Origin of the sequence: Comamonas trifloxystrobinivorans (assembly GCF_043359985.1) — a bacterium.
Taxonomy (GTDB): domain Bacteria; phylum Pseudomonadota; class Gammaproteobacteria; order Burkholderiales; family Burkholderiaceae_C; genus Comamonas; species Comamonas trifloxystrobinivorans.
Genome location: NZ_JBHZGV010000001.1, coordinates 32,254 through 53,059, shown reverse-complemented (window position 1 = coordinate 53,059; position 20,806 = coordinate 32,254). Strand labels below are relative to the sequence as shown.

Below are 20,806 nucleotides of genomic sequence, written 5' to 3'. Positions count from 1 at the left end.
CTTGGTCGCTGGGCGGCAAGGCGCGGCACGAAACGGCACAATGGCAGCCCTATGAGTTCTGTTGCTGTCGATGCCGCTTCCCCTTTCTTCCAGCCCGTGGCACTGGAAAAAGCCTACCGCTTGCTCAACCACGGCCCCACGGTGCTCGTCTCCGCAACGCATGCGGGCGAAAACAATGTCATGGCCGCAGCCTGGGCTTGCGCACTGGATTTCAGCCCACCCAAAGTGACCGTGGTGCTAGATAAAGCTACTCGCACCCGCGCACTGGTAGAGGGCAGCGGGCGCTTTGCCCTGCAATTGCCGACCGTGCCGCAAGCAGCGCTGACGGTGGAGCTGGGCACGGTAAGCGCTTTGCAAGAGCCAGCCAAACTGGCCCAATCGGGCGTACAACTGTTCACCGCTCCCGGCCATGATTTGCCCTTGGTGGCCGGTTGCGCCGCCTGGCTGGAATGCCGCCTGATCCCCGAGCCGCACAACCAGCAGGCCTACGATTTGTTCATTGGCGAAGTCACGGCCGCCTGGGCCGACAGCCGCGTTTTCCGCGACGGCCACTGGCTGTTCGAAAGCGCCCCCGCCGAGCTGCGTACCTTGCACTATGTGGCTGGCGGGCATTTTTATGCGATTGGTGAGGCCATCGACGTAGCAGCGCCCGGAAAGTAGCCGCTCGCCAAAGCATGCCAGAATCCCGCCAAAGACAACTGGAGCGGGAGTGGCGATGTTTTTAATCGTGCTGGCTGCGGTGGCGGCTTTTCTGGGATGGCTGTGGTGGCGCCGCAGGCGGCTGCAACAGCGCGTGCAATATGTGCTGGGCTACGCATTTGCCAGCGGCTACGGGCGGGCGGTGCAAGCGCAGTACCCGGCGGTGGCGGCGGCTGATCTGCAGTTGGCCGAGACGGCATTGCGCCAGTTCTTCTTGATGCACTTGCTCCAGCCCAAGGCGCAGCTGCACATGCCTTCGCGCCTGGCCGATGCGCTGTGGCACGCGTTCATTCTGGATACGCGGCGCTACCAGCAGTTCTGCGAAAAGGCTTTTGGCCAGGTTTTTCACCATATTCCAGCGCATGCCATGCCGCAGTCTGCCGCCGTGGGTGGCGCACGGCGGCTGCAATTGCAAGACACCTGGAACGCTGCCATGGCCACGCGGCGCTGGTTGCCTGCGGCGGTGCTGAGTGGCATCCCCTTGCTTTTCATGCTGGATGCACGGGCGCAGTTGGCCGATGGCCAGGTGTTCTCGGCTGCTGATCTTCGTTATTGGGTGGCGCAGTATGCGCAGCTGAATGCCAGCCAAGGCGATGGTGGCAGCAGTTCAAGCAATGCCAGCAACGATTCCATATCGGGCAGCAGCGGTAATTACTCCAACGATGGCTCGGCTTGCACCAGCACCAGTGTGGACAGCAGCGATTCGGGCAGTTGCGATAGCAGCTCCAGCAGCTGTGGCGGGGGATGCGGTGGCGGAGGAGGGGGCGGCGATTGACAGCAGCCGCCGTGGCGACGGAAACAACAAAGGGCTTGCCAGTGCGGCAAGCCCTTTTTTAGAGAGTTGGCTCAGGCCGCAGCCAGCTCGGGCGAGCGCGCAATGGCCAGTGCGGCGCGCAGCGTGTCCATATCGCGCACATGCTGGGCCAGCAGCAAAATCAGGCGGGCGTTGAGCGCGTGGCTGTCTTCTTCGCTCAGGCCTTGGTGCGCCTCGATCAGGGCTTGGTAGAAGTCGTCGCTGGCGGGCCAGGGGGTGTTGGTGTCAAACATGGGGTTCTCCTTGGGACTCAGACGGCGCAGCAGGCTGCTTCTTCGGTGGCTTGGCTGTAACCATGGGCGCGGGCCAGAGCTTGGCGCAGGTTCTCGGCATTGGCGTTGGCACTGCGCCAGCGGGCGCAAATGTGCTGATCGGGCCGGAGCAAATAGACGGTGCCGGGCTCGGCTGCCAGGCGTTGGGCGAGCAGGCCGTTGCTGTCGATCCAGTCGCTGCCAATGCTGGTAACGCGCAGATCAGGCAGCTCTTGCGCCAGTTGCAAGGCCCAGGCCGGTGCCGGGCCAAAGCACAGCAGGTTGAAATCAGGCCCCAGCTCGCGCAGCAGATAGCTGCTTTGGCCGGTGCGGGCGTTTTTCACCGGTGCATCGGGCATGACTGCGCCCACGGCCGCCGCGTTGCCAAAGCTGTGGGCTGGCGCATCGGCCTGGTGCAGCGGGCTGTGGTGCAGCACGGCTGGTACCGACAAGCGGCCGCTGTTAACCATGCGCCGGGCAAAACCGTGGTGGCCGGCCAGCTGCAGCACGGCTTTGCGGAACAGGTGGCTGATGGCGCTTTTGGGCGTGATGAAATCGGTGGCGCGGGTGGAGTTGAGGATGTTCTCGTCGGCTGCGTATTCGCGCTCGCTGCCGTAGGTGGCTATCAGACCTTCGGGCGCTTTGCCGCGCAGCACGGCGTCGAGCTTCCAGGCCAGGTTTTCGGTGTCTTGCACGCCGCTGTTGGCACCGCGTGCACCAAAGGGCGATACGCCGTGTGCGCTGTCGCCGGCAAACACCACATGGCCGTGCACAAACTGATCCATGCGCTGGCAGGCAAAGGTGTAGACGCTGGCCCAGACCAGCTCTACCTCAATGTCCGAGCCGAGCATGGCCTGGATGCGCGGCAGAATGCGCTCGGGGCGCTTTTCCTGCTCGGGGTCGGCATCCCAGCCCAGTTGGAAATCGATGCGCCAGACACCATCGGGCTGCATGTGCAGCAGCACGCTCTGGCCGGGGTGGAAGGGCGGGTTGAACCAGAACCAGCGCTCGCAAGGGAAGGGCGCGCTCAGGCGCACATCGGCAATCAGAAAGCGGTCTTTGAAGATCTGGCCCTTGCTCTCCAGCCCCAGCGCCTTGCGTACGGTGGAGCGCGAGCCATCGCAGGCCACCAGCCATTGCGCTTGCAGGCGGTAGTTGCCTTCGGGTGTGGAAAGCTCTACCTCGCTGTAGTCGCCATGGCGCTGCACGGCTTCTACCTTGTGCAGCCAGCGAATGTCGATCAGCGGCAGCTGCAGCGCACGCTCCAGCAAAAAGGCCTCGGCATAGTATTGCTGCAGGTTGACGAAGGCGGGCCGCTGGTGGCCGTCTTCAGGCAGCAGGTCGAACTGGTAGACCGGCTCGGTGCCAGCGCCTTCAAACACCTTGCCCACTTTCCAGGCCACGCCTTTTTGCACGGCACGTTCGCCCAGGCCCAGGCGGTCCCAAATCTCCAGCGTGCGCTTGGAAAAGCACAGCGCGCGCGAGCCGACGGAGAGGTGCTTGTCGTTGTCCACCACCACTACCGGCTGGCCGCGCTGGGCCAGGTCGATGGCCAGGCTCAAACCCGCCGGGCCGGCGCCGACGATGACGACCGGGTGGCGCGCCGGCGCGGGCGCATCCTGGTCGGGGCTGCGCAGGTACGGAAATTCCATGGCCTGCAGAGCGTCGCCATCGGCGCTCTGCAGCTGGTTCAGCAAGGTCTGGCGGGTGGTGGCATCGAGCATGGCTTGTCTCCTGGTTCAGTTTCTTTTTGTGGGGATCAGCCTTCCAGCGCTTGCCACATGGCCTGGTCGCGCTCGGCCGTCCAGATGCGTGGATCAGGGTACTGCGTGGCTTCGTCGTAGGCGCGGGTCACGTCGAACGGCATGCAGTGGTCAAAAATCACCCACTGGCCGTACTTGGGCTGCAGCTTGGCGTAGGCGTCTTTGTAGGCCTGCTTCAAATCCTTGCCCTGCTTGGCGCTGGCTTCAATGCTCTGGTACAGATCTTGGATGAAGCCGCGCGTGCCGGCCAGGCCAGCGGCCACTTGCTCGGGGGTTTTGAGTGCAGCGCCACGGCCGGGCACCAGGTTGGCCGGCTGCAGCGCGGCAATGGCGTCCAGCGTTTGGGGCCAGTCTTTGAAGTAGGCATCGCCCGCGTAAGGCGTGGCATCAAACTCCACCAGATCGCCGCTGAACAGCGTGCGCTCGCCAGGCAGCCAAACGACAGTGTCGCCCTTGGTGTGGCCGCGGCCGAGCTGCAAAATCTGCACTTCCAGCTTGCCCAGCCACAGCGTCATCTTGCCGGTGAAGGTGATGGTGGGCCAGGTCATGCCGGGCGGCACGCTCTCGACGTTTTGGAACAGACGCGGGAAGCGGCCAATCTCGCTGGCTTTGTCTTGCTCGCCGCGCTCGACGATCAGGTCATAGGTATCTTGGCTGGCAATGACGTGCTCGGCACCATAGGCCGAAGCGCCCAGCACACGCACCGCGTGGTAGTGGCTCAGCGTGACGTATTTGATGGGCTTGTCCGTCACCTCGCGGATGCGGCGAATCACGTCTTGTGCCATCACCGGCGTGGCCTGCGTGTCGATCACCATCACCGCATCGTCGCCAATGATGATGCCGGTGTTCGGGTCGCCCTCGGCGGTATAGGCCCAGGCATGCTTGGACAGCTGCTCGAAGGTGACCTGCTTGATCTCGGTATCGGCGTGGGAGGCGAAGGCTTTGGTGTTCATGGCGTGGATTCCTGGTTGGAAATTTGCTGATGGCAAATAAGTTTGGTTTAGTTGAATTTATTGTGGATCAAAAATTCGTTCTTGTGTAATTGATTTGCTAATGGTTAACACTGATGTGTGGCAGCACGATATCTGGGCGGGGGATTCTTCGCGCACAATCAGCCCATGTCTGAACCTGAAACTTCGGCGGGAGCCGCGCCCGCCAGCAGCCGCCAGCGCGGCATCCAGAGCGTGGAAGTGGGCGGCCAACTGCTGCAAGCCTTGGTGCGCGCCGGCACCAGCCAGCCGCTCAAAGACCTGGCCGCAGCTGCCGGCATGGCGCCGGCCAAGGCGCACCCGTATCTGGTGAGCTACGGCAAGCTGGGCCTGGTGGTGCAAGACGCTGCCGGCCTGTACGGCCTGGGCCCGCTGGCGCTGCAAATGGGCGCCATCGCCTTGCAGCAGGCCGACCCGGTGAAGGTGGCCAGCCAGGCGCTGCCCGAGATCGTGCAGCACTTTGGCTGCTCGGCCTCGGTAGCGGTCTGGAGCAGCCAAGGGCCGATCATCGTCCACAGCGTGCAAGGCCCGCAGCAGGTAAACGTGACCATGCGCCTGGGCATGCCGGCATCGCTGTTCGAAACCGCCACCGGCCAGGTTTTCTCGGCCTTGCTGCCTGCCGCCGAAGTGGAGCCGGTCGTGAAAAGCCAAGGCCTGCTGCGCCAGTGGCGCAGCAGCGCGCTGGAGCAAACTTTGCAAACCGTGCGCCAACAAGGCTTGGCTGAGGTGCGCAATGTGCTGATCGAAGGCGTCATGGCCCTGGGCGTACCGGTCTACAACGGCCTGGGCCAGCCGGTGGTTTGCATCGCCGTGATCGGCCCGCATGCCCGCTGGCAAGCCTACGCGGAGCGGGCGGATGCGCCGCTGGCACAGGCGTGGTTGAAGGAGAAGGCCGCGGCTTTGTCGGCGCAGTTGGGGTTTTATCCGCGGTGACGGCGGGCGAAGCGCGAAATCGCCAACCGTTCACTTTCGAAGGCAAGACACCGACCCAATCCTCCATCGCCTTGCAGCGGCTCTGAGGCGTGCCCCTCATTCCCCAAGGCGTTAGCGCGCCGCCTCCAGCGCGCCCAGCGGCGGGCGCGAGATAATACGCCGCTTATGTCTTTGCAGATCACGTTTCCCGAATCGCTCCCCGTCTCCAGCCGCCGTGAAGAAATCATGGAGGCCATGGATCGCCACCAGGTCATCATTGTTTGTGGTGAGACAGGTTCGGGCAAAACCACGCAACTGCCCAAGATTGCGCTGGCGCTGGGGCGCGGCAAGCTCAATGCCACGCCTAACGAGAAGGGTGAGGTGCGCGGCCACCTGATCGGCCACACCCAGCCGCGCCGAATTGCCGCCAGCAGCGTGGCCAAGCGCATTGCCGAAGAGTTGAACACGCCGCTCGGCGATGTGGTGGGCTACAAGGTGCGTTTTCAGGACCGGCTGTCCAAGGACGCCTCGGTCAAGCTGATGACCGATGGCATCTTGCTGGCCGAGACGCAGACCGATCCGCTCCTGAAGGCCTATGACACGCTGATCATCGACGAGGCGCACGAGCGCAGCCTGAACATCGATTTTCTGCTGGGCTATATCCGCCAGATTCTGCCCAAGCGCCCTGATTTGAAGGTGGTGGTCACCTCGGCCACCATCGACGCCGACCGCTTTGCCAAGCACTTTGAGAGCAAGGCCGGGCCGGCGCCCGTCATCATGGTGTCGGGCCGCACCTACCCGGTGGAAATGCGCTACCGGCCTTTTGAAGACGCCAAGGATTACGACCTGAACGACGCCATCGCCGATGGCGTGGACGAGCTGTGGGCCGGCGGTGCGGGTGGCGATATTCTGATTTTTCTGCCCGGTGAGCGCGAGATTCGCGAGGCGGCTGACCATGTGCGCAAGCACTTGCAGAACTCGCCCGTGCTGCGCAATGCCGAGGTGCTGCCGCTGTTCTCGCGCCTGTCGCAGGCCGAGCAAGACCGTATTTTTGAAGGCCACACCGGCCGCCGCATTGTGCTGGCGACCAACGTGGCCGAAACCTCGCTCACCGTGCCGGGCATCCGCTATGTGATCGATGCGGGCACGGCGCGGGTCAAGCGCTATTCATTCCGCAGCAAGGTGGAACAGTTGCTGGTAGAACCCATTAGCCAGGCGGCGGCCAACCAGCGTGCTGGCCGTTGCGGCCGGGTGGCCAACGGTATCTGCATCCGGCTGTACGACGAGGCCGATTTCAACGGCCGCGCCAAGTTCACCGATCCGGAGATCCTGCGCTCATCGCTGGCCGGCGTGATCTTGCGAATGAAGGCTTTGCGCCTGGGCGATGTGGTGCATTTCCCGTTTCTGGAAGCGCCTTCGGGCCGCGCCATTGCTGATGGCTACCAGCTCTTGCAAGAGCTGGGCGCGGTAGACGACCACGGCGAGCTGCTGCCCATGGGGCAAGAGCTGTCGCGCTTGCCGCTGGATCCGCGTGTGGCGCGCATGATTGTGGAGGCTCGCGAGCGCGGCGCGCTGTCGGAGGTGCTGGTGATCGCTTCGGCACTGAGCGTGCAAGACGTGCGCGACCGGCCTTTGGAAGCGCAACAGCAAGCCGACCAGCAGCACGCCAAGTTTGACGACGAGAAGAGCGAGTTCAGCGGCTATCTGCGCTTGTGGAAGTGGCTGAGCGATGCCCGTGGCGGCAAGGTAGTGGCCAAATCGCGCAAGGAAATGTCGGCGCAGGCCGCGCCCGTCAAGGGCTTGGCGAACTTGCGTAACGCGGCGTTCTTGCCGGTCGCGCAGCGCAGCTCGGGTGCTACGGCCGTCGTGGAGGCGCAAGCGCCGCTGGCTGCTTTTACGCCCCAAGATGCGGCCAGCAATACTGACGACGCCACGCACAAACTCAGCAACCGCCAGTGGGAGCAGTTGCTGCGGCAGAACTTCATCAACATCCGCCGCGTGCGCGAGTGGCGCGATATCCATTCGCAGCTGCTCACCGTTGTGAAAGAGCAGAAGTGGCCCATCAACCAAGACGCGGCGGGTTACGAGGCCGTGCATTTGTCCATGCTCTCGGGTTTGCTCGGCAATATCGGCTTTAAAACCGATGAGGGCGATGGCTACCTGGGCGCACGAGGCATCCGCTTCCACCCGCATCCGGGCGCGCATTTGTCCAAAAAACCGGGCCGCTGGATTGTGGCGGCCGAGCTGGTAGAGACCTCGCGTCTGTACGGCCGCGGCATTGCAGCCATTGAGCCGCAGTGGCTGGAGCAGGTGGGCGCGCACCTGCTGCGCAAGCAATTGCTTGATCCGCATTGGGAGAAAAAGCAGGGCGAAGTGGCGGCCTACGAACGCGCCACTTTGTACGGCCTGGTGGTGTACAGCCAGCGCCGCATCAGCTACGGCAAGATCGATCCGCAAGGCGCACGGGACATCTTTATCCGCCAGGCCTTGGTGGAAGGCGATTGGGAAACGCGTTTGCCCTTCCTGCACGCCAACCAAAAGCTGATCGCCAAAGTGGAGGAGCTGGAGCACAAGAGCCGCCGCCAGGACGTGCTGGTGGACGACGAGCTGATCTACGCTTTTTACGACCAGCAGATTCCGCAGGACGTGTGCACCGGCCGTGGGCTGGAGCGCTGGTACAAGAGCGCCAGCGCGGAAAACGCTGATCTGCTGCGCCTCTCGCGTGACGAGCTGATGCGCCATGAGGCCGCAGGCATCACCACGGCCGCTTTCCCCAAAACCATCAAGCTCGGCGGAGTGGATTGCACGGCCAGCTATTTGCACCAGCCCGGCGATCCGCGTGATGGCGTCACGGTAACAGTGCCGCTGTTTGTGCTCAACCAGGTGAGCGAAGAGCGCGCCGAATGGCTGGTGCCGGGCATGCTCAAAGACAAGATCCAGGCCTTGCTCAAAAGCCTGCCGCAGCGCCCGCGCAGCCGCTTTGTGCCGCTGGCCGAGAACGCGCAGCGCCTGGCCGATCTGCTGGGCGCGGGCGAGCGCTTTGGCGATGGCAGCTTGACCGAAGTGCTGCTCAAGCAAACGCGCGATGAGACTTCGCTCGACATCAAGCGGGCCGATTTCAAGCTCGACATGCTCAGCCCGCACCTGTTCATGAACTTCCGCATCACGGACGAGCACGGCCGCCAGCTGGGCCAGGGGCGCAACCTGGGCGCGCTCAAGGCGCAATGGGGCGCTAAGGCGCGTGGTGCTTTCCAGGCCTTGGCGGGCCTGAACCTGGCATCGGCAGAAAAGAGCCAGCCAGAAAACAAGCACCCAACCAGCACAGCAGCGCCGGCCGCCGGCCCGTCAGCAGCCAAGCAAGCCAATGCCAAATTGCCAGCAGCGGCCAAGCAGCCAGCGCATGCCGCCGAGCAGCTCTACACCGACTGGAGTTTTGCCGAACTGCCTGAGCTGATGGAAATCAAAAAAGGCCAGCAGACCTTGATTGGTTTCCCGGCACTGATCGACCACGGAACGGCCGTCGGCATCGAGGTGTTTGACGAGCCCGAAGTGGCCGCCGCACGCCACGCGCTGGGCCTGCGCCGCCTGTTTGCGCTGCAGATTCGCGATGCGCTCAAGTACCTGGAAAAAAACATTCCCGACCTGCAGAAAATGGCGGTCGGCTACATGCCGCTGGGCACGCAAGAAGAGCTGCGCGAGCAGATCATCAACGTGGCCATTGACCGCGCATTCTTGCAAGAGCCCTTGCCGATGAATGCCGAGCAGTTCAAACAACGCGTGCAAGAGGGCCGGGGCCGTTTGACCTTGATCGCCAACGAAGTGGCGCGCATGGCCGCTGGCGTCTTGCAAGAGTACATGGCCGCTGTGCGCAAGATCAAAGACACCAAGAATGCGCCTGATGCCACCAAAGACGCGGGCGAGCAGTTGCAAAAACTGGTGCCTAAGAACTTCATCGCCATCGCGCCGTGGACGCAGCTCGGCCACTACGCGCGCTACCTCAAAGCGATCACCGCGCGGCTCGACAAATACCGCGCCGACCCGGCCCGCGATGCCGCCAAACTCAAAGAGCTGCAGCCGCTGGAGCAGCGCTACTGGCGTCTGGTAGCAGAGCGCAAAGGCCAGGTGGATGCGCGCATGCAAGAGTACCGCTGGATGCTCGAAGAACTGCGCGTGAGCTTTTTCGCGCAAGAGCTGCGCACGCCTTACCCGGTAAGCAGCAAGCGCCTCGACAAGGTGTGGGCGCAGCTGCAGCAGTGATGGGGCAATGATGTTGCGGCGGTATCGGCGGCGCGTGTTTACAGCTTTTTGCCAACAAAAGCCCAGAGCACGCGGCCCAGCACCGGCAGCGGCGCCTTGCGTTTGAGCACATCGACGGTTTTGACGCCGGGGTTGTCGCTGCTGATCTCGAAACTGCCGTCGCCACGCTGGGTGACGCGCTTGACCAGCATGCGCTCGTTGCGCAGCAGCACATAAATGCCGTCTTCGGTGATGGCATCCACACCGCTGTCTACCAGCAGCAGATCGCCATCATGAAAGGTTGCTTGCATGCTATCGCCCCGCGCGTACAGGTAGCGCAGTGCCGACACGGAAGTAGGGCGCAGCAACTGTTCTGCCCAATCGCGCGACAGTGGCAGTGCGCTCGCCAACAGGCCGTCTGCCTTGGCTTCTTCTTGTTGGTCGCCGTCGTCGTTGGCATCTGTGGGCGCCAGGTTGGGCACCAGCACCATGTTGTGGCTCAGGCTGGCGTCGTCCTTGCGTTTGGACTCTCCCTCGCCCAGCGCCAACCAGTCAGACGACACCTTTAACGCCTTGGCAGCGCGGGCGTGGTTCTCGGCGCTGAAGGCGCGGCTGTCGCCGTCCACCACCTTTTTTACCGCCTGATAGGTCACGCCTACCTCTTCGGCCAGCACCGTCAATGTGAGCTTGCTGGCCTTCAAGGCCAGGGCAAGACGTTCTTTGTAATCAACCATGGTTGAAATCATCACGGATGTTGATCTAACTATGGTTGTTAGGAAGTCATAACCATGGTTGAATCGACGCATGTCTATACGCAAATCACAAGCAATCGAGATCCTTGGTGGCTCCGTCAGTGCTGCTGCATTGGCCATGGGCATCAGCTACCAAGCCGTGGACCAATGGCCAGAGCTGCTCAGCAACCGCCTGTGCGACCGGGTGCTGGCCGCCTGGGCGAGGCAGCATGTGAGAAAGTTGCCTGCCCCATTCCAGGAAATACGCGCGCGCGAGCGCTTTCTGGAAAGTCTGCGCCACTGAGCTTGCGCTGTGTACCCGGCCTGCTGGCCAGGCGTCATGCTAGGCACAGCTTTGATCTGCCTCAATACTGACTCTGGGCGGCTGGCTACCCAACTGCTAGCATCAAGTACCACTGATGCCTGCAATCCGCAGAAAAAGCAAAAACAAGGTAGCCAAGCAATGCAAATCACATTTCTGGGCGCGGCCCAGCAGGTCACCGGGTCTTGCTATCTGGTACAAGCCAATGGCTGCCGTTTCCTGATCGACTGCGGCATGGTGCAAGGCAGCCCCGAAGCCAAAGACCGCAATTACGCTCCCTTCGCCTTTGACCCGCGCGAGATCGATTTTGTGCTGCTGACCCACGCGCACATCGATCACAGCGGCCTGCTGCCGCGCCTGGCAGCACAAGGCTTTGCTGGGCCCATCTACACCACGCCCGCCACGGCAGATTTGCTCTCCGTATTGCTGCGCGACAGCGCCCATATCCAAGAGGTGGACTACATCCGCGCATTAAAGCGCGCCCCCAAAGGCGGGCACAAATCCGGGCATGCAGGCAAACAGGCTGGCCACCAGCAAGAGCACCGCCATGGCGCCAAATCGTACGAGCCCTGCCTGCGCGAACCGCTGTACACGGTGCCTGATGTGGTCCGCTGCCTGGCGCTCATCAGCAGCCACAAATATGACCATGAATTTGCGCCGCACCCTCAGGTGAAAGTGCGCTTTAGCGATGCGGGGCACATTCTGGGCTCGGCCATCGTTGAGATCTGGTTGACCGCGCCCGATGGCAGCGTCAGAAAACTCGTGACCAGTGGCGACTTGGGCCAACCCGGCCGCGTAATCTTGCGCGACCCCAGTCGTATCGCCAATGCCGATGTGCTGCTGATCGAATCCACCTACGGCGACCGCCTGCACAAAGACATGGACAGCACCTTGGACGAGATGGTTGATGTGGTCAGCAACACCTTACCGCGTGGCAATGTGGTGATACCGGCGTTTGCGGTAGGGCGAACGCAAGAGCTGCTGTACTACTTTTTGCAACTCGCCAGGCAGCAGCGCCTGAGCGGAGTGAACGTGTTTGTCGATTCGCCCATGGCCGTGGCCGCCACCGAAATCACCTTCCGCCACTTCGAGACTTTTGACGACGACGCACTGGCGCTGCTCTCGCAATCGCAAAAACAGCTGGCCTGGCCGCACATCCACTTCATCAGCGACGTGGAAGACTCGAAAAAACTCAACCAGATCGAATCGGGCGCTGTCATCATCTCGGCCAGCGGCATGTGCGACGCCGGCCGCGTGCTCCACCACCTTTACAACAACCTGGCTCGCAGCGAATGCGCGGTGGTGATTGCCGGCTTCCAGGCCGAAGGCACGCTGGGCCGCCGCCTGGTAGATGGCGAGAAACTTGTTCGCCTGCTGGGCGACGATGTGCGCGTGCGCGCCTCGGTCCACACGCTGGGTGGCTTCTCAGCCCATGCCGACCAAAAAGCCTTGCTGGATTGGGCAGGCAGCTTTGAGCAAGCTCCGGCGCGGACCTTCGTGGTGCATGGCGAGCCCCCTGCATCGCAAGCTCTGGCTGGCGAACTGCGCAAGCTGAGTGGCTGGCAGCGCAGCAAAGTGGTGGTGCCCGAAATCGGCGCGGTCTTCCCCTTATAGGTCTCTAGGTTCGCAGGTTTGTAGGCCGGTAAGCTTGTAGCGCCATAGCGCTTGGCAGCACCTCGCCACTTGCCTGGCCGCCCACCTTCTTGCCGCCTGCTGGACCGCCCGTTTTGCCGCTCTCGGCAGTGCGCGCAGCTATTGCGAAGTGCCACTGGTGCCACAATCGCCAGGTGACAAAACAGAACCTTCGCGCCCGCTGCGCGCAAGCGCTGTTCTGGTCGCGCCCCTTGTGCGCGGCCGAATGGGCTTTGCTGGACCACTACTTTGGCGCCCCGGCCGACCCGCGCTGGCGCCAAATGCGCATCTACCTGCGCCGCCTGGGCGACACGCGCCGCGCCTTGTCATTCAACGGCGGGTTCCTCTCTTTCCCACGCTACTGCTTTGCTGTCGCCGACCCGCGCCAGCCCTTGCGCCTGGAGCAGCCCTTGATTGCCGGCTGGCTCATGCACGAGGCTTTTCACCACTGGCAACGCCTGCAAGGCCGCCCCGTCACCCGCGACGCCATCCGCCTGCAATGGCGCTTTTGGCGCCACGGCGACAACCCCTATCTCTACAACGCCTGCGCATCACCCGAAGCCCTGCTGACGCAGTTCCAATCCGCCCAGGTAGAACAACAAGCCCAAATGTGGCAAGACGCCGTCATGGCCGATCTGGCTTACCGGCAAGCGGTGGCCGATGGCTTGGAGCGGGAGGATTTGGCTTGTGTGGCTTTGCCGTTGGGCGGGGTTTTGGGGTGGGTGCGGGGAGAGCGTTGCTTCAAGTGATGTCTGCGTTGATTTGCGTGAAGGCGAGATTGGGCTCTTGCCGTTCAATCAGTCGGGTGAAATATCTGAACACTGATAAGCAATGCGTCGTTTTGAGTGTTGTTCTAACGTATGTCCACTTCTTCAAAGAAAGGAGTGACTTCAGCTTGGTGTAAAACATCATCCAGGATCCTGGCCACTTCCTTGCGCCGCTTGGCGTCCATTCGGGATTCGATTGCTCCGACGCTCAGGGCCGCGTAGCAGCCTGGTGTCACTTCGAACGGTATGCCTACGGCATTCACCCGCTGGTCTATCAAGCCGATACCTGAGGAATATCGGGCTTTAAGCGTCTTTCGTACCATTTGCTCCAGCCGGTCTAAGGTGAAACCTTTGCGCAAGTATTCATCCGCATGGCGCTGGTAAAGCTCCTGGAGCTGTGTACGGGGCAAGGTTGCAAGCAGGGCTTGGCCAGCCGTGCCTTCCCCCATAAGACGAAAACTCCCGACCAGCGAAATGACGACTTGGACGGGAAATGTGCCTTTCTCCAGGTGCAGGCAATGGGCATAGTCGCCATTGCGAACGGTCAAAAAAACGGTGTCGCCAGTGATGCGCGCTATCGACTTCATCATGGGGCGGAATCGTTCAATGATCGGGGCTCGATTCATGGCGACCAAGCCCAATTGCATTGCTCTTATGCCAGGCCGGTACATGCCTGTCTCTTCAATGCGCTGCACGTACCCGGTTTCAGCCAGACAACCGAGAAGACGGGTGACGGTCGTTCTGTTGAGGCCTGAAGCGTCAACCAGCATTTGCACTCTTTTTCCATCTTCCTGTCCTGAGGCGACCAATTTCAACAATTGCATGGCTCTCGACACTGCCTGGACGGTTGGCGCAGAGGATTTGTTGGGCATAGACTTATTTCGAACTGGACGGCGTATCCACAGTGGTCCGTGTCAACCCTTGGTTGGATAGCAGTTTGCGAATATGCAGGAGCAGCTTTGCTTGCCGATCAGCAGGCATCCGATCGGAGATGGCCACAACACTGACGGCCGCATGGCCACCGTAGAAGAGTTCAAAGGCAACGCCTATGCCGCTGACGCCTGGGGTGATGATGTCTACCGTTTGGGCATGTCCATTGCGGCGTATTGCTTCGACGACCTTCCATAGATTATCGCCCGCCAGACCGTGTTCTGCATATTCGGTTTGATGGCGGTGTTGGAGGTCTTCGATTTCTTTATCTGGCAGCGTCGCCAGAATGGCCCGACCTCCTGTGCCTAATCCAAGCAGACGAAGTCCTCCGACATGTTGAGTCACTGTGCGGATGGGAAACGAACCTTGCTCCAGATGCAAGCATTGGGCGTAGTCCCCGTTTCGGACCACCAGAAAAACGGTGTCCTGGCTCTCGTGTGCGAGGGCTTTCATCATTGGAACGTACTCATCCAAAATGGGTGCGCGACTCATGGTGGAGAGTCCGATTTGCATCGATTCCATTCCGAGAAAATAGCGGCGTGTATTGGTGTCTCGCTCCACCAAATGTTCGGATTCCAAAGTGCTGAGCAGTCTGTAGACCGTCGTTCGATCCAATGTCGTTATGGCGACCAATTCAGGCAGGCTGATTCCATCGGTCTGATGACGAGCGATCAAGTCCAGCAGCTCCAGTGCACGATAGACGCTGCGCGCACCTTCCGTTTTCTTAGACTCTGTCTTCATAGGGAAGTCAAGTTAGCATAATTTGCGGGAAATATGAATCAGCGCTTGCGGTTCATGGCCTGCTGGTCGCAGACCAACTGAAACTGAGCTTCGATGCACTCGAAACGCGAAAGCTGCGTGCGAGATTCCCCCGCCAGAACAAGCCCCACCTGCATCAATCGTTATCGCAGCATCTGGTCAGCGCAGTAGACCAGCGTGCAGGTCCAGGCAGATGTGCCGAAATCTGTGGCATCGCTATCTCGCCACAAGCAACACGCGCACCACGCAGTGCGCATCCCATCGATTTCTGCGGAACCTCAAGAAACGTTGAGAGAAGCGGTCACAGCTTATGCGAACACGCTTTCAAGGACTGGGTAAACCCTGAGTTCATATCGCGCGCAAATTGACCAATTTTGTTTGATTGATGGTTGTCTCCTTCATAGCATGGGTCACATGCAACACGAAAATGAAGGAGCAAACATGCAAGACGACTCTCTGCTTATTGAGAACACCGGGCCGGTGCGCCGCATCTGGCTGAATAGAGGAAACGCAGCGAATGCGCAGACGCGGCGCATGCTGATAGAGCTGGATAAGGCCGTTGCAGATGCCTCAATGGATGATTCCGTGCGGGTCATTGTGTTGGCGGGAAAAGGCAGCCATTTTTCTTCTGGCCATGACTTGAAGGAGGCCCAGGCCAAGCGATCGGATTTCACCGCCCAGGAACGCTGGCGCTACGAGGAGTTTCACTACCTCGACTACTGTCTGAACATCTGGGACTGTCCCAAGCCGGTGGTGGCCCAGGTTCAAGGCGCTTGTGTGGCGGGGGGCTTCATGCTGGCCAACATGGCCGATCTGATCGTTGCTGCGGACGATGCCTGGTTCTGGGACTCCGTCATGTTTTCCATGGGGCTGGCGGCCACCGAGGTGCTGTTCCAGCCCTGGGTCATGGGCATGCGCCACGCCAAGGAGTTCCTCTTCATGGGTGAGCGGATTTCGGCCAGCGAGGCTTACCGCATCGGCATGGTCAACCGCGTAGTGGCACGCGAAGCGCTGGACGATACGACGATGGCTGTAGCCCAGCGAATTGCCGAGGCGCCGCCGTTTGCCATGCGGGCGCTGAAGAAGTCGCTCAACCGTACCTATGACATCCAGGGCTTTCGCAATGCCGTGCTGGCGCACTTCGATACGCATCAGGTGACCCATGCGTCGTCGGAGTTTGCCGAAATCCGCGATCGCGGCATGTCGAAGGTGATCGCGCACAACAAGACCAATCTGGAGAAGCACTGTGAATAAGCCGGAACTGTTGTTGCCCGCGCATGCGGCTGGCGCTACCGCCATGCAGCGATTACTCGATCCGCGCTCCATCGCCGTCATCGGCGCATCAGCCGACCCCAAGCGCCTAGGCGGCATCGCTATCGATCATCTGGTGGATTTCAACTACGGTGGCGCGGTCTATCCCGTCAACCCGAAGTACGAGGAGATGTACGGGCTGCGTTGCTACCCAGACATCGAGTCGCTGCCCCAGGTGCCCGATGTGGTTGTGCTCGCCATCGGCGTTGAGGCGGTGATGTCTACGCTGCAACGCTGCCATGCCAAGGGCGTACGCGCAGCCATTGTTTATGCGGCTGGCTACGCCGAGGCGGGCGAAGAGGGTGCGGCGCGCCAACGCGAGCTCGAAGCTTTCGCACAGGACAGCGGCATGGCCATCTGCGGGCCCAACTGCATGGGTCTGGCCAATATGAACACGCGTGCCATCACGGCCTTTGCCACGCTGCTCAAGGACTACCCGCCCCACGAAGAGGGCCACATCGCGCTGATTACCCAGAGCGGCAATATGAGCGCGGTGATTTATGCCGCCGGGTGCGAGCGCGGCGTGCGGTTCAACCAGTTCATCAACACGGGCAACGAAGCTTGTCTGGAGTTTTCGCAGTACCTGCACTACTTGGCGGACGATGCGCAGACGCATGCCGTCATCGGCTACGTGGAAGGCCTGCGCGACGGCGCCGGGTTCATAGCCGCCGCACAGCGTTTTCACGAGGCCGGCAAGCCGCTGATCCTGATCAAGTCTGGCGAGACGGAGCAGGGCTCCGCCGCCGCCATGTCGCACACGGCCTCGCTAGCTGGCAACCAGGCCATCAACCGCGCGGCTTTCCGCCAGCTTGGCGTCATGCAGGCACGCGATCCGGGGCATCTGGTGGACCTGGCTTATTTGGCGAGCTTTCGGGGCCGGCGCGGCGGGCGGCGTATTGCTGTGGCGTCCATCTCCGGCGCCATGGGCGGGTTGCTGACCGACATGCTGGTGACGCAAGGCCTGGAGGTGCCGACTCTGCCCGAAGCGCTGCAGCAGCATCTGCGCCGCACCGCGCCCGAGCTTGCCATGGTGGCCAATCCGATCGACCTGACTGCCAATCTTTACAACCGCGAGGGTATCGCGGCCAAGGTGTTTGATGCGCTGGCGCAGAACCGTGACGTGGACGCGGTGCTGGTCTATGGCACGGGCTACTTGCTCGACCGGATCGCGGACGAGCTGATCGAGGCCTCTCGCGCTTCCGGTCGTCTGTTCATCGCCATCGATACCGGCAAGGCCAGCTCACGCGAGCGCCTGCAAGCCGCGGGCGTGCCTGTATTTACGGATGCCGCCCGCGCGGTAAATGCCATGGCCGTATACCTGCCATGGTTCGAGGAATCGGGCTCCCGCGCCCACTGGGCCCGGCTGCGCGCCCAAGTGCCGACTCTTGAAAGCGCGCCGGCTATTCCGGGCCGCCTCGATGAGTACGAAGCCAAGCGCCTGCTTGCCGGTTACGGCGTACCCGTGTGCGAAGAGCGCCCAGCACAGACGCCTGAGGAGGCTGCGTGCCATGCGAGCGCAATGGGCTACCCGGTGGCGCTGAAAGTCCTCAGCCCGGACATCGCCCACAAAACTGAAGTGGGCGGAGTGCGCCTGCGTTTGTTGGATGAATCGTCTGTGCGCACAGCCAGCCAGGAAGTGCTCGACAACGCCCGGCGGCATGTGCCAGACGCGCAATTGCGTGGTGTGCTGGTGCAGCGCATGGCCAGTGGCGTGTGCGAGCTGATTGTTGGTGTCACGCGCGACCCGGTGTTCGGCTTGGCTATGACGGTTGGTGTGGGTGGGGTGTTCACGGAAATCTTCCGCGACGTGAGCCACCGGGTGCTGCCAGTCGACGAGCGCATTGCGCACGACATGCTGCGTGAACTACGCGGCTACCGCCTGCTGACGGGATACCGTGGCGCGCCAGCTGCTGATTTGGCCGCTGTGTGCCGCGCCATCGCCGCCGTTTCAAAGGCCGCGCTGGCCATGCCAGCAACGGTCACCGACATCGAGATCAACCCCCTGCTGGCGCAATCCCAGGGCGCCCTCGCCTTAGACGCGCTGATTCTTTCCAACCACCCATAACAGGGGCGGCAAAGACTGCCCTGAACGGAGACACCATGATCCCTGTGAATACCTACGTCCCCGACCCTCCGCGCACCGCTGTGGTGACCGGTGCGGCGGGCGGCATTGGCCGCGCCATTGCCATCAAGTTGCTGCAGGCCGGCCATCGTGTGGCGCTGGTGGACAGCAATGAAGAGGCGCTGTCCGAGGCAATGCATGGCCTTGACGCGGATCGCGCCATGCCGGTCTGCCTTGACCTTGCCGATCTTGCCAGCCCGGGAGCGCTCGACACCGCTGTTCGCAGCCGCTGGGAGCCTGCGTCCATTCTGGTCAACAACGCCGCGATATCGCCCAAGCACGATGGCAAGGCTGCCGGGCTGGAGCAGGTCACAGTTCAGGAATGGCAGCTCGTGATGGAGATAAATGTGGCCGTCCCCATGCGGCTGGCTGCACGCCTAGTGCCGTTCATGCGCGAGCAAGGGTGGGGCCGCATTGTCAACGTTTCGTCCCGCGCAGGGCGCTCGATCGCCAATGCTGCGGGCCCCGCCTACATGACTTCCAAGGCTGCGGTGTTGGGGCTGACTCGTTCCATTGCCTGCGACTACGCGCCCTATGGCGTGACCTGCAACTCCGTAGCACCTGGCTTCGTAGAAACGGCGTTGACGCGAGCGATTGCGCCCGAGCTGCGCGATGCCATTCAAGCCCGCACGCCCCTGGGGCGTGGCGGTGAGCCCCAGGAGGTTGGGGCTGTGATCGCATTTCTGGCGTCGCACGACGCGGGTTTCATCACCGGTGCATGCCTGGATGTGAACGGAGGAGCGTTCATGTGCTGAGGTGCAAGTTGGCTAATTCACATCTACACCATAAGGAGACAAACTATGATTCAACGTCGATATTTTCTGACGGCGGCAAGCCTGCTCGCGCTGCCCGCCGCCCGCGCAGCGCGCTTTCCGGAGCGGCCTATCAACCTCATCGTGCCCTTTCCGCCGGGCGGCGGGACGGATGTCCATTTGCGCAAGTTTGCGCAACTGTGCGAGAGGTCCCTCGGACAGCCCGTGATCGTCGAGAACCGGCCGGGGGCCTCTGGCTCGGTGGCGCTGACGGCGTTGGCGCGTAATGCCCGCTCCGACGGCTACACGATCTCGGTCCTCGTTCCGACCAGCCTGCGTCTGCCGCTGCTGCAGAAGATGCATTACGACCCGCTCAAGGACTTCAGCTACCTCAGCCGCCTGTCGGGCTACACCTATGTGGTGGCCGTGCGCAGTGACAGCCCGTGGAAGACCTGGAGCGAGTTGGTGGACTACGCGCGCGCCAATCCGGGCAGGCTCAGCGTCGGCAACGCCGGCCTGAACGCTTCGACCCATCTCGGAATGGTCAGCGTTGCAGCGCTGGAGAAGTTCACGGTGAACCACATCCCCTACAAAGGAGATGGTGACCAGATTCAAGACCTGCTAGGTGGGCAGGTGGATGTGGGCACGCCCAGCATGGGCATTGCCCCCCATGTGGAAAGCGGCCGCATCCGCCTGCTGGCAGTCTGGACGGCTAAGCGCGCCGCCCGTTTCCCGGACGTGCCGACCCTGCAAGAAGCTGGAACCAATATCGTGCTGGAGGTGCCCTGCGGGCTGGTCGGCCCGGCAGGCATGGACCCTGCCGTGGTGCAGTTTTTGGCGGAAGCGTTCCGCAAAACCTCGTCTGACCCAGACAACTTGGCCATGTTGAGTCGCCTTGACCAGCCCAATCTGTACCTGGGCTCCAAGGACTATGCGGCTTGGGCAGAGCGCACCTATCTTGAAGAAAAGGCATTGCTGCAACGTCTGGGAACGGCACCAGCCAAGGAGGCATCATGAACGCTGGAACAGCACAACGCATAGCGTTTGTTACCGGCGCTGCCCGAGGCATCGGCCTTGCTGCAGCCACCGGCCTGTCGCGCTCGGGTGCTCAGGTGCTGTTGTGTGATATCGACAGCGACGCTCTCCAAGCAGCGCATGCCACGCTTGGCCCGGCGGCCACAGGCATCTGGGCGGCCGACCTGGCAGCGGACGGTGCCGCAGAGCAGGCCATGCAGGCCTGTATCCAACGTTTTGGCCGAGCGCCGGACATCCTCGTCAACAACGCTGGCATCGCCCCGAAGTACAACGGCGTGGCACTCAACATTCTGGACATGACGCTGCCAGAGTGGCACCGCATCCTGAATGTCAATCTCACAGCGGTCATGCAACTGTGCCAGGCAGCCCTGGGGCCGATGAAGAAAACGGGCTGGGGGCGCATCGTCAATGTCTCGTCCTCGGGCGGACGTACGCGGTCTCTGGGGCCGGTGGGGCCCGCTTACATGGCGTCCAAAGCCGGTCTGCTGGGCTTGACGCGCCATATTGCTACCGAGCTCGGCCCGTATGGCATTACGGCCAACGCGGTAGCGCCGGGCCGCATCGCCACTGCACTGGGAGCCACTACGGGGGCTGCAGTGGCGGCGGACTACGCCAAGCGCGTTCCCGTGGGGCGCATCGGCGAGGCCGATGAAGTAGCCGCAGCGATCGAATTCCTAGCCAGTGAACGCGCCAGCTTCATTAACGGCGCCGTCATCGATGTCAACGGCGGCATGTTCATGCTCTGAGCCCCTCCAACAACCTCTTTTTTTATTGATATCAC

18 protein-coding genes are annotated in these 20,806 nt (G+C 62.0%); 12 read left to right on the top strand and 6 right to left on the bottom strand.

All coding sequences use genetic code 11. From position 1 onward, the window contains the following. The first annotated feature begins 51 nt into the window (after nucleotides 1–51). Nucleotides 52–660 (top strand): flavin reductase family protein, encoded by a 609-nt coding sequence (locus tag ACFIQF_RS00225; protein WP_393939068.1) that lies wholly within the window; start codon nucleotides 52–54, stop codon nucleotides 658–660. A 55-nt stretch (nucleotides 661–715) separates the two neighbouring features. Continuing rightward, a complete protein-coding gene (locus ACFIQF_RS00220) occupies nucleotides 716–1,474 on the top strand; it encodes a glycine-rich domain-containing protein (protein ID WP_489672283.1) in 759 nt (252 codons plus the stop codon). Nucleotides 1,475–1,545: 71 nt separating this feature from the next. Here ACFIQF_RS00220 and ACFIQF_RS00215 read toward each other — a convergent pair whose 3' ends face one another. The 3 genes from ACFIQF_RS00215 to ACFIQF_RS00205 form a co-directional block, all read right to left on the bottom strand. Further along, nucleotides 1,546–1,746: a DUF2783 domain-containing protein gene (locus ACFIQF_RS00215; RefSeq protein ID WP_393939065.1), complete on the bottom strand. Its 201-nt coding sequence runs from the start codon at nucleotides 1,744–1,746 to the stop codon at nucleotides 1,546–1,548. Nucleotides 1,747–1,763: 17 nt separating this feature from the next. Next, the gene (locus tag ACFIQF_RS00210) at nucleotides 1,764–3,416 is read right to left on the bottom strand and encodes an FAD-dependent oxidoreductase (protein ID WP_393939503.1); all 1,653 of its coding nucleotides are present in this window, start codon (nucleotides 3,414–3,416) and stop codon (nucleotides 1,764–1,766) included. A gap of 107 nt (nucleotides 3,417–3,523) precedes the next feature. Continuing rightward, nucleotides 3,524–4,480 (bottom strand): MBL fold metallo-hydrolase, encoded by a 957-nt coding sequence (locus ACFIQF_RS00205; RefSeq protein WP_393939063.1) that lies wholly within the window; start codon nucleotides 4,478–4,480, stop codon nucleotides 3,524–3,526. 165 nt (nucleotides 4,481–4,645) lie between these two features. Here ACFIQF_RS00205 and ACFIQF_RS00200 point away from each other — a divergent pair, with 165 nt between their 5' ends. Together ACFIQF_RS00200 and hrpA are read left to right on the top strand one after the other, a co-directional pair. Then, the gene (locus ACFIQF_RS00200; RefSeq protein WP_393939061.1) at nucleotides 4,646–5,449 is read left to right on the top strand and encodes an IclR family transcriptional regulator; all 804 of its coding nucleotides are present in this window, start codon (nucleotides 4,646–4,648) and stop codon (nucleotides 5,447–5,449) included. 165 nt (nucleotides 5,450–5,614) lie between these two features. Further along, nucleotides 5,615–9,685, top strand: coding sequence for an ATP-dependent RNA helicase HrpA (hrpA, locus tag ACFIQF_RS00195; RefSeq protein WP_393939059.1), 4,071 nt, complete (start codon nucleotides 5,615–5,617; stop codon nucleotides 9,683–9,685). Nucleotides 9,686–9,723: 38 nt separating this feature from the next. On the opposite strand, the gene ACFIQF_RS00190 is transcribed toward hrpA, so the two are convergent. Continuing rightward, complete coding sequence (locus ACFIQF_RS00190) at nucleotides 9,724–10,398, bottom strand: S24 family peptidase (RefSeq protein ID WP_393939058.1); 675 nt, start codon at nucleotides 10,396–10,398, stop codon at nucleotides 9,724–9,726. 70 nt (nucleotides 10,399–10,468) lie between these two features. Here ACFIQF_RS00190 and ACFIQF_RS00185 point away from each other — a divergent pair, with 70 nt between their 5' ends. The 3 genes from ACFIQF_RS00185 to ACFIQF_RS00175 all read left to right on the top strand — a co-directional run bounded on the left by ACFIQF_RS00185 (nucleotide 10,469) and on the right by ACFIQF_RS00175 (nucleotide 13,098). Further along, nucleotides 10,469–10,699, top strand: a complete 231-nt coding sequence (locus tag ACFIQF_RS00185) for a helix-turn-helix domain-containing protein (protein ID WP_393939056.1) — start codon at nucleotides 10,469–10,471, stop codon at nucleotides 10,697–10,699. Between the two features lie 159 nt (nucleotides 10,700–10,858). Continuing rightward, entirely contained in the window at nucleotides 10,859–12,331 is a 1,473-nt protein-coding gene (locus tag ACFIQF_RS00180; RefSeq protein ID WP_393939054.1) for an MBL fold metallo-hydrolase RNA specificity domain-containing protein, read from the top strand. 173 nt (nucleotides 12,332–12,504) lie between these two features. Beyond that, nucleotides 12,505–13,098, top strand: a complete 594-nt coding sequence (locus tag ACFIQF_RS00175; protein WP_393939052.1) for a hypothetical protein — start codon at nucleotides 12,505–12,507, stop codon at nucleotides 13,096–13,098. A 104-nt stretch (nucleotides 13,099–13,202) separates the two neighbouring features. On the opposite strand, the gene ACFIQF_RS00170 is transcribed toward ACFIQF_RS00175, so the two are convergent. Both ACFIQF_RS00170 and ACFIQF_RS00165 read right to left on the bottom strand, forming a co-directional pair. Continuing rightward, nucleotides 13,203–13,988: an IclR family transcriptional regulator gene (locus ACFIQF_RS00170; RefSeq protein WP_393939050.1), complete on the bottom strand. Its 786-nt coding sequence runs from the start codon at nucleotides 13,986–13,988 to the stop codon at nucleotides 13,203–13,205. 4 nt (nucleotides 13,989–13,992) lie between these two features. After that, nucleotides 13,993–14,787 (bottom strand): IclR family transcriptional regulator, encoded by a 795-nt coding sequence (locus tag ACFIQF_RS00165; protein WP_393939048.1) that lies wholly within the window; start codon nucleotides 14,785–14,787, stop codon nucleotides 13,993–13,995. A gap of 459 nt (nucleotides 14,788–15,246) precedes the next feature. On the opposite strand from ACFIQF_RS00165, the gene ACFIQF_RS00160 reads away from it, so the two are divergent. Genes ACFIQF_RS00160 through ACFIQF_RS00140 form a run of 5 tightly spaced genes read left to right on the top strand, consistent with a single transcriptional unit; the run spans nucleotide 15,247 to nucleotide 20,771 of the window. Next, nucleotides 15,247–16,059 carry an enoyl-CoA hydratase gene (locus ACFIQF_RS00160; protein ID WP_393939046.1) on the top strand — a complete coding sequence of 271 codons (813 nt, stop codon included), beginning with the start codon at nucleotides 15,247–15,249 and terminating at the stop codon, nucleotides 16,057–16,059. After that, nucleotides 16,052–18,181 carry an acetate--CoA ligase family protein gene (locus ACFIQF_RS00155; protein ID WP_393939045.1) on the top strand — a complete coding sequence of 710 codons (2,130 nt, stop codon included), beginning with the start codon at nucleotides 16,052–16,054 and terminating at the stop codon, nucleotides 18,179–18,181. The genes ACFIQF_RS00160 and ACFIQF_RS00155 overlap by 8 nt, the downstream gene beginning before the upstream one ends. A 35-nt stretch (nucleotides 18,182–18,216) precedes the next feature. After that, entirely contained in the window at nucleotides 18,217–18,993 is a 777-nt protein-coding gene (locus ACFIQF_RS00150; protein WP_393939043.1) for an SDR family NAD(P)-dependent oxidoreductase, read from the top strand. Nucleotides 18,994–19,038: 45 nt separating this feature from the next. Continuing rightward, nucleotides 19,039–20,007 (top strand): tripartite tricarboxylate transporter substrate binding protein, encoded by a 969-nt coding sequence (locus ACFIQF_RS00145; protein WP_393939041.1) that lies wholly within the window; start codon nucleotides 19,039–19,041, stop codon nucleotides 20,005–20,007. Further along, nucleotides 20,004–20,771 (top strand): SDR family oxidoreductase, encoded by a 768-nt coding sequence (locus ACFIQF_RS00140; RefSeq protein ID WP_393939039.1) that lies wholly within the window; start codon nucleotides 20,004–20,006, stop codon nucleotides 20,769–20,771. The genes ACFIQF_RS00145 and ACFIQF_RS00140 overlap by 4 nt, the downstream gene beginning before the upstream one ends. The last annotated feature ends 35 nt before the right edge of the window (nucleotides 20,772–20,806 follow it).

Bases quoted from the DNA above. Each gene is read 5' to 3' on its own strand.
- ACFIQF_RS00225 (WP_393939068.1), top strand. From the start codon at position 52: ATGAGTTCTGTTGCTGTCGATGCCGCTTCCCCTTTCTTCCAGCCCGTG.
- ACFIQF_RS00220 (WP_489672283.1), top strand. From the start codon at position 716: ATGTTTTTAATCGTGCTGGCTGCGGTGGCGGCTTTTCTGGGATGGCTG.
- ACFIQF_RS00215 (WP_393939065.1), bottom strand. From the start codon at position 1,746: ATGTTTGACACCAACACCCCCTGGCCCGCCAGCGACGACTTCTACCAA.
- ACFIQF_RS00210 (WP_393939503.1), bottom strand. From the start codon at position 3,416: ATGGAATTTCCGTACCTGCGCAGCCCCGACCAGGATGCGCCCGCGCCG.
- ACFIQF_RS00205 (WP_393939063.1), bottom strand. From the start codon at position 4,480: ATGAACACCAAAGCCTTCGCCTCCCACGCCGATACCGAGATCAAGCAG.
- ACFIQF_RS00200 (WP_393939061.1), top strand. From the start codon at position 4,646: ATGTCTGAACCTGAAACTTCGGCGGGAGCCGCGCCCGCCAGCAGCCGC.
- hrpA (WP_393939059.1), top strand. From the start codon at position 5,615: ATGTCTTTGCAGATCACGTTTCCCGAATCGCTCCCCGTCTCCAGCCGC.
- ACFIQF_RS00190 (WP_393939058.1), bottom strand. From the start codon at position 10,398: ATGGTTGATTACAAAGAACGTCTTGCCCTGGCCTTGAAGGCCAGCAAG.
- ACFIQF_RS00185 (WP_393939056.1), top strand. From the start codon at position 10,469: ATGTCTATACGCAAATCACAAGCAATCGAGATCCTTGGTGGCTCCGTC.
- ACFIQF_RS00180 (WP_393939054.1), top strand. From the start codon at position 10,859: ATGCAAATCACATTTCTGGGCGCGGCCCAGCAGGTCACCGGGTCTTGC.
- ACFIQF_RS00170 (WP_393939050.1), bottom strand. From the start codon at position 13,988: ATGCCCAACAAATCCTCTGCGCCAACCGTCCAGGCAGTGTCGAGAGCC.
- ACFIQF_RS00165 (WP_393939048.1), bottom strand. From the start codon at position 14,787: ATGAAGACAGAGTCTAAGAAAACGGAAGGTGCGCGCAGCGTCTATCGT.
- ACFIQF_RS00160 (WP_393939046.1), top strand. From the start codon at position 15,247: ATGCAAGACGACTCTCTGCTTATTGAGAACACCGGGCCGGTGCGCCGC.
- ACFIQF_RS00150 (WP_393939043.1), top strand. From the start codon at position 18,217: ATGATCCCTGTGAATACCTACGTCCCCGACCCTCCGCGCACCGCTGTG.
- ACFIQF_RS00145 (WP_393939041.1), top strand. From the start codon at position 19,039: ATGATTCAACGTCGATATTTTCTGACGGCGGCAAGCCTGCTCGCGCTG.
- ACFIQF_RS00140 (WP_393939039.1), top strand. From the start codon at position 20,004: ATGAACGCTGGAACAGCACAACGCATAGCGTTTGTTACCGGCGCTGCC.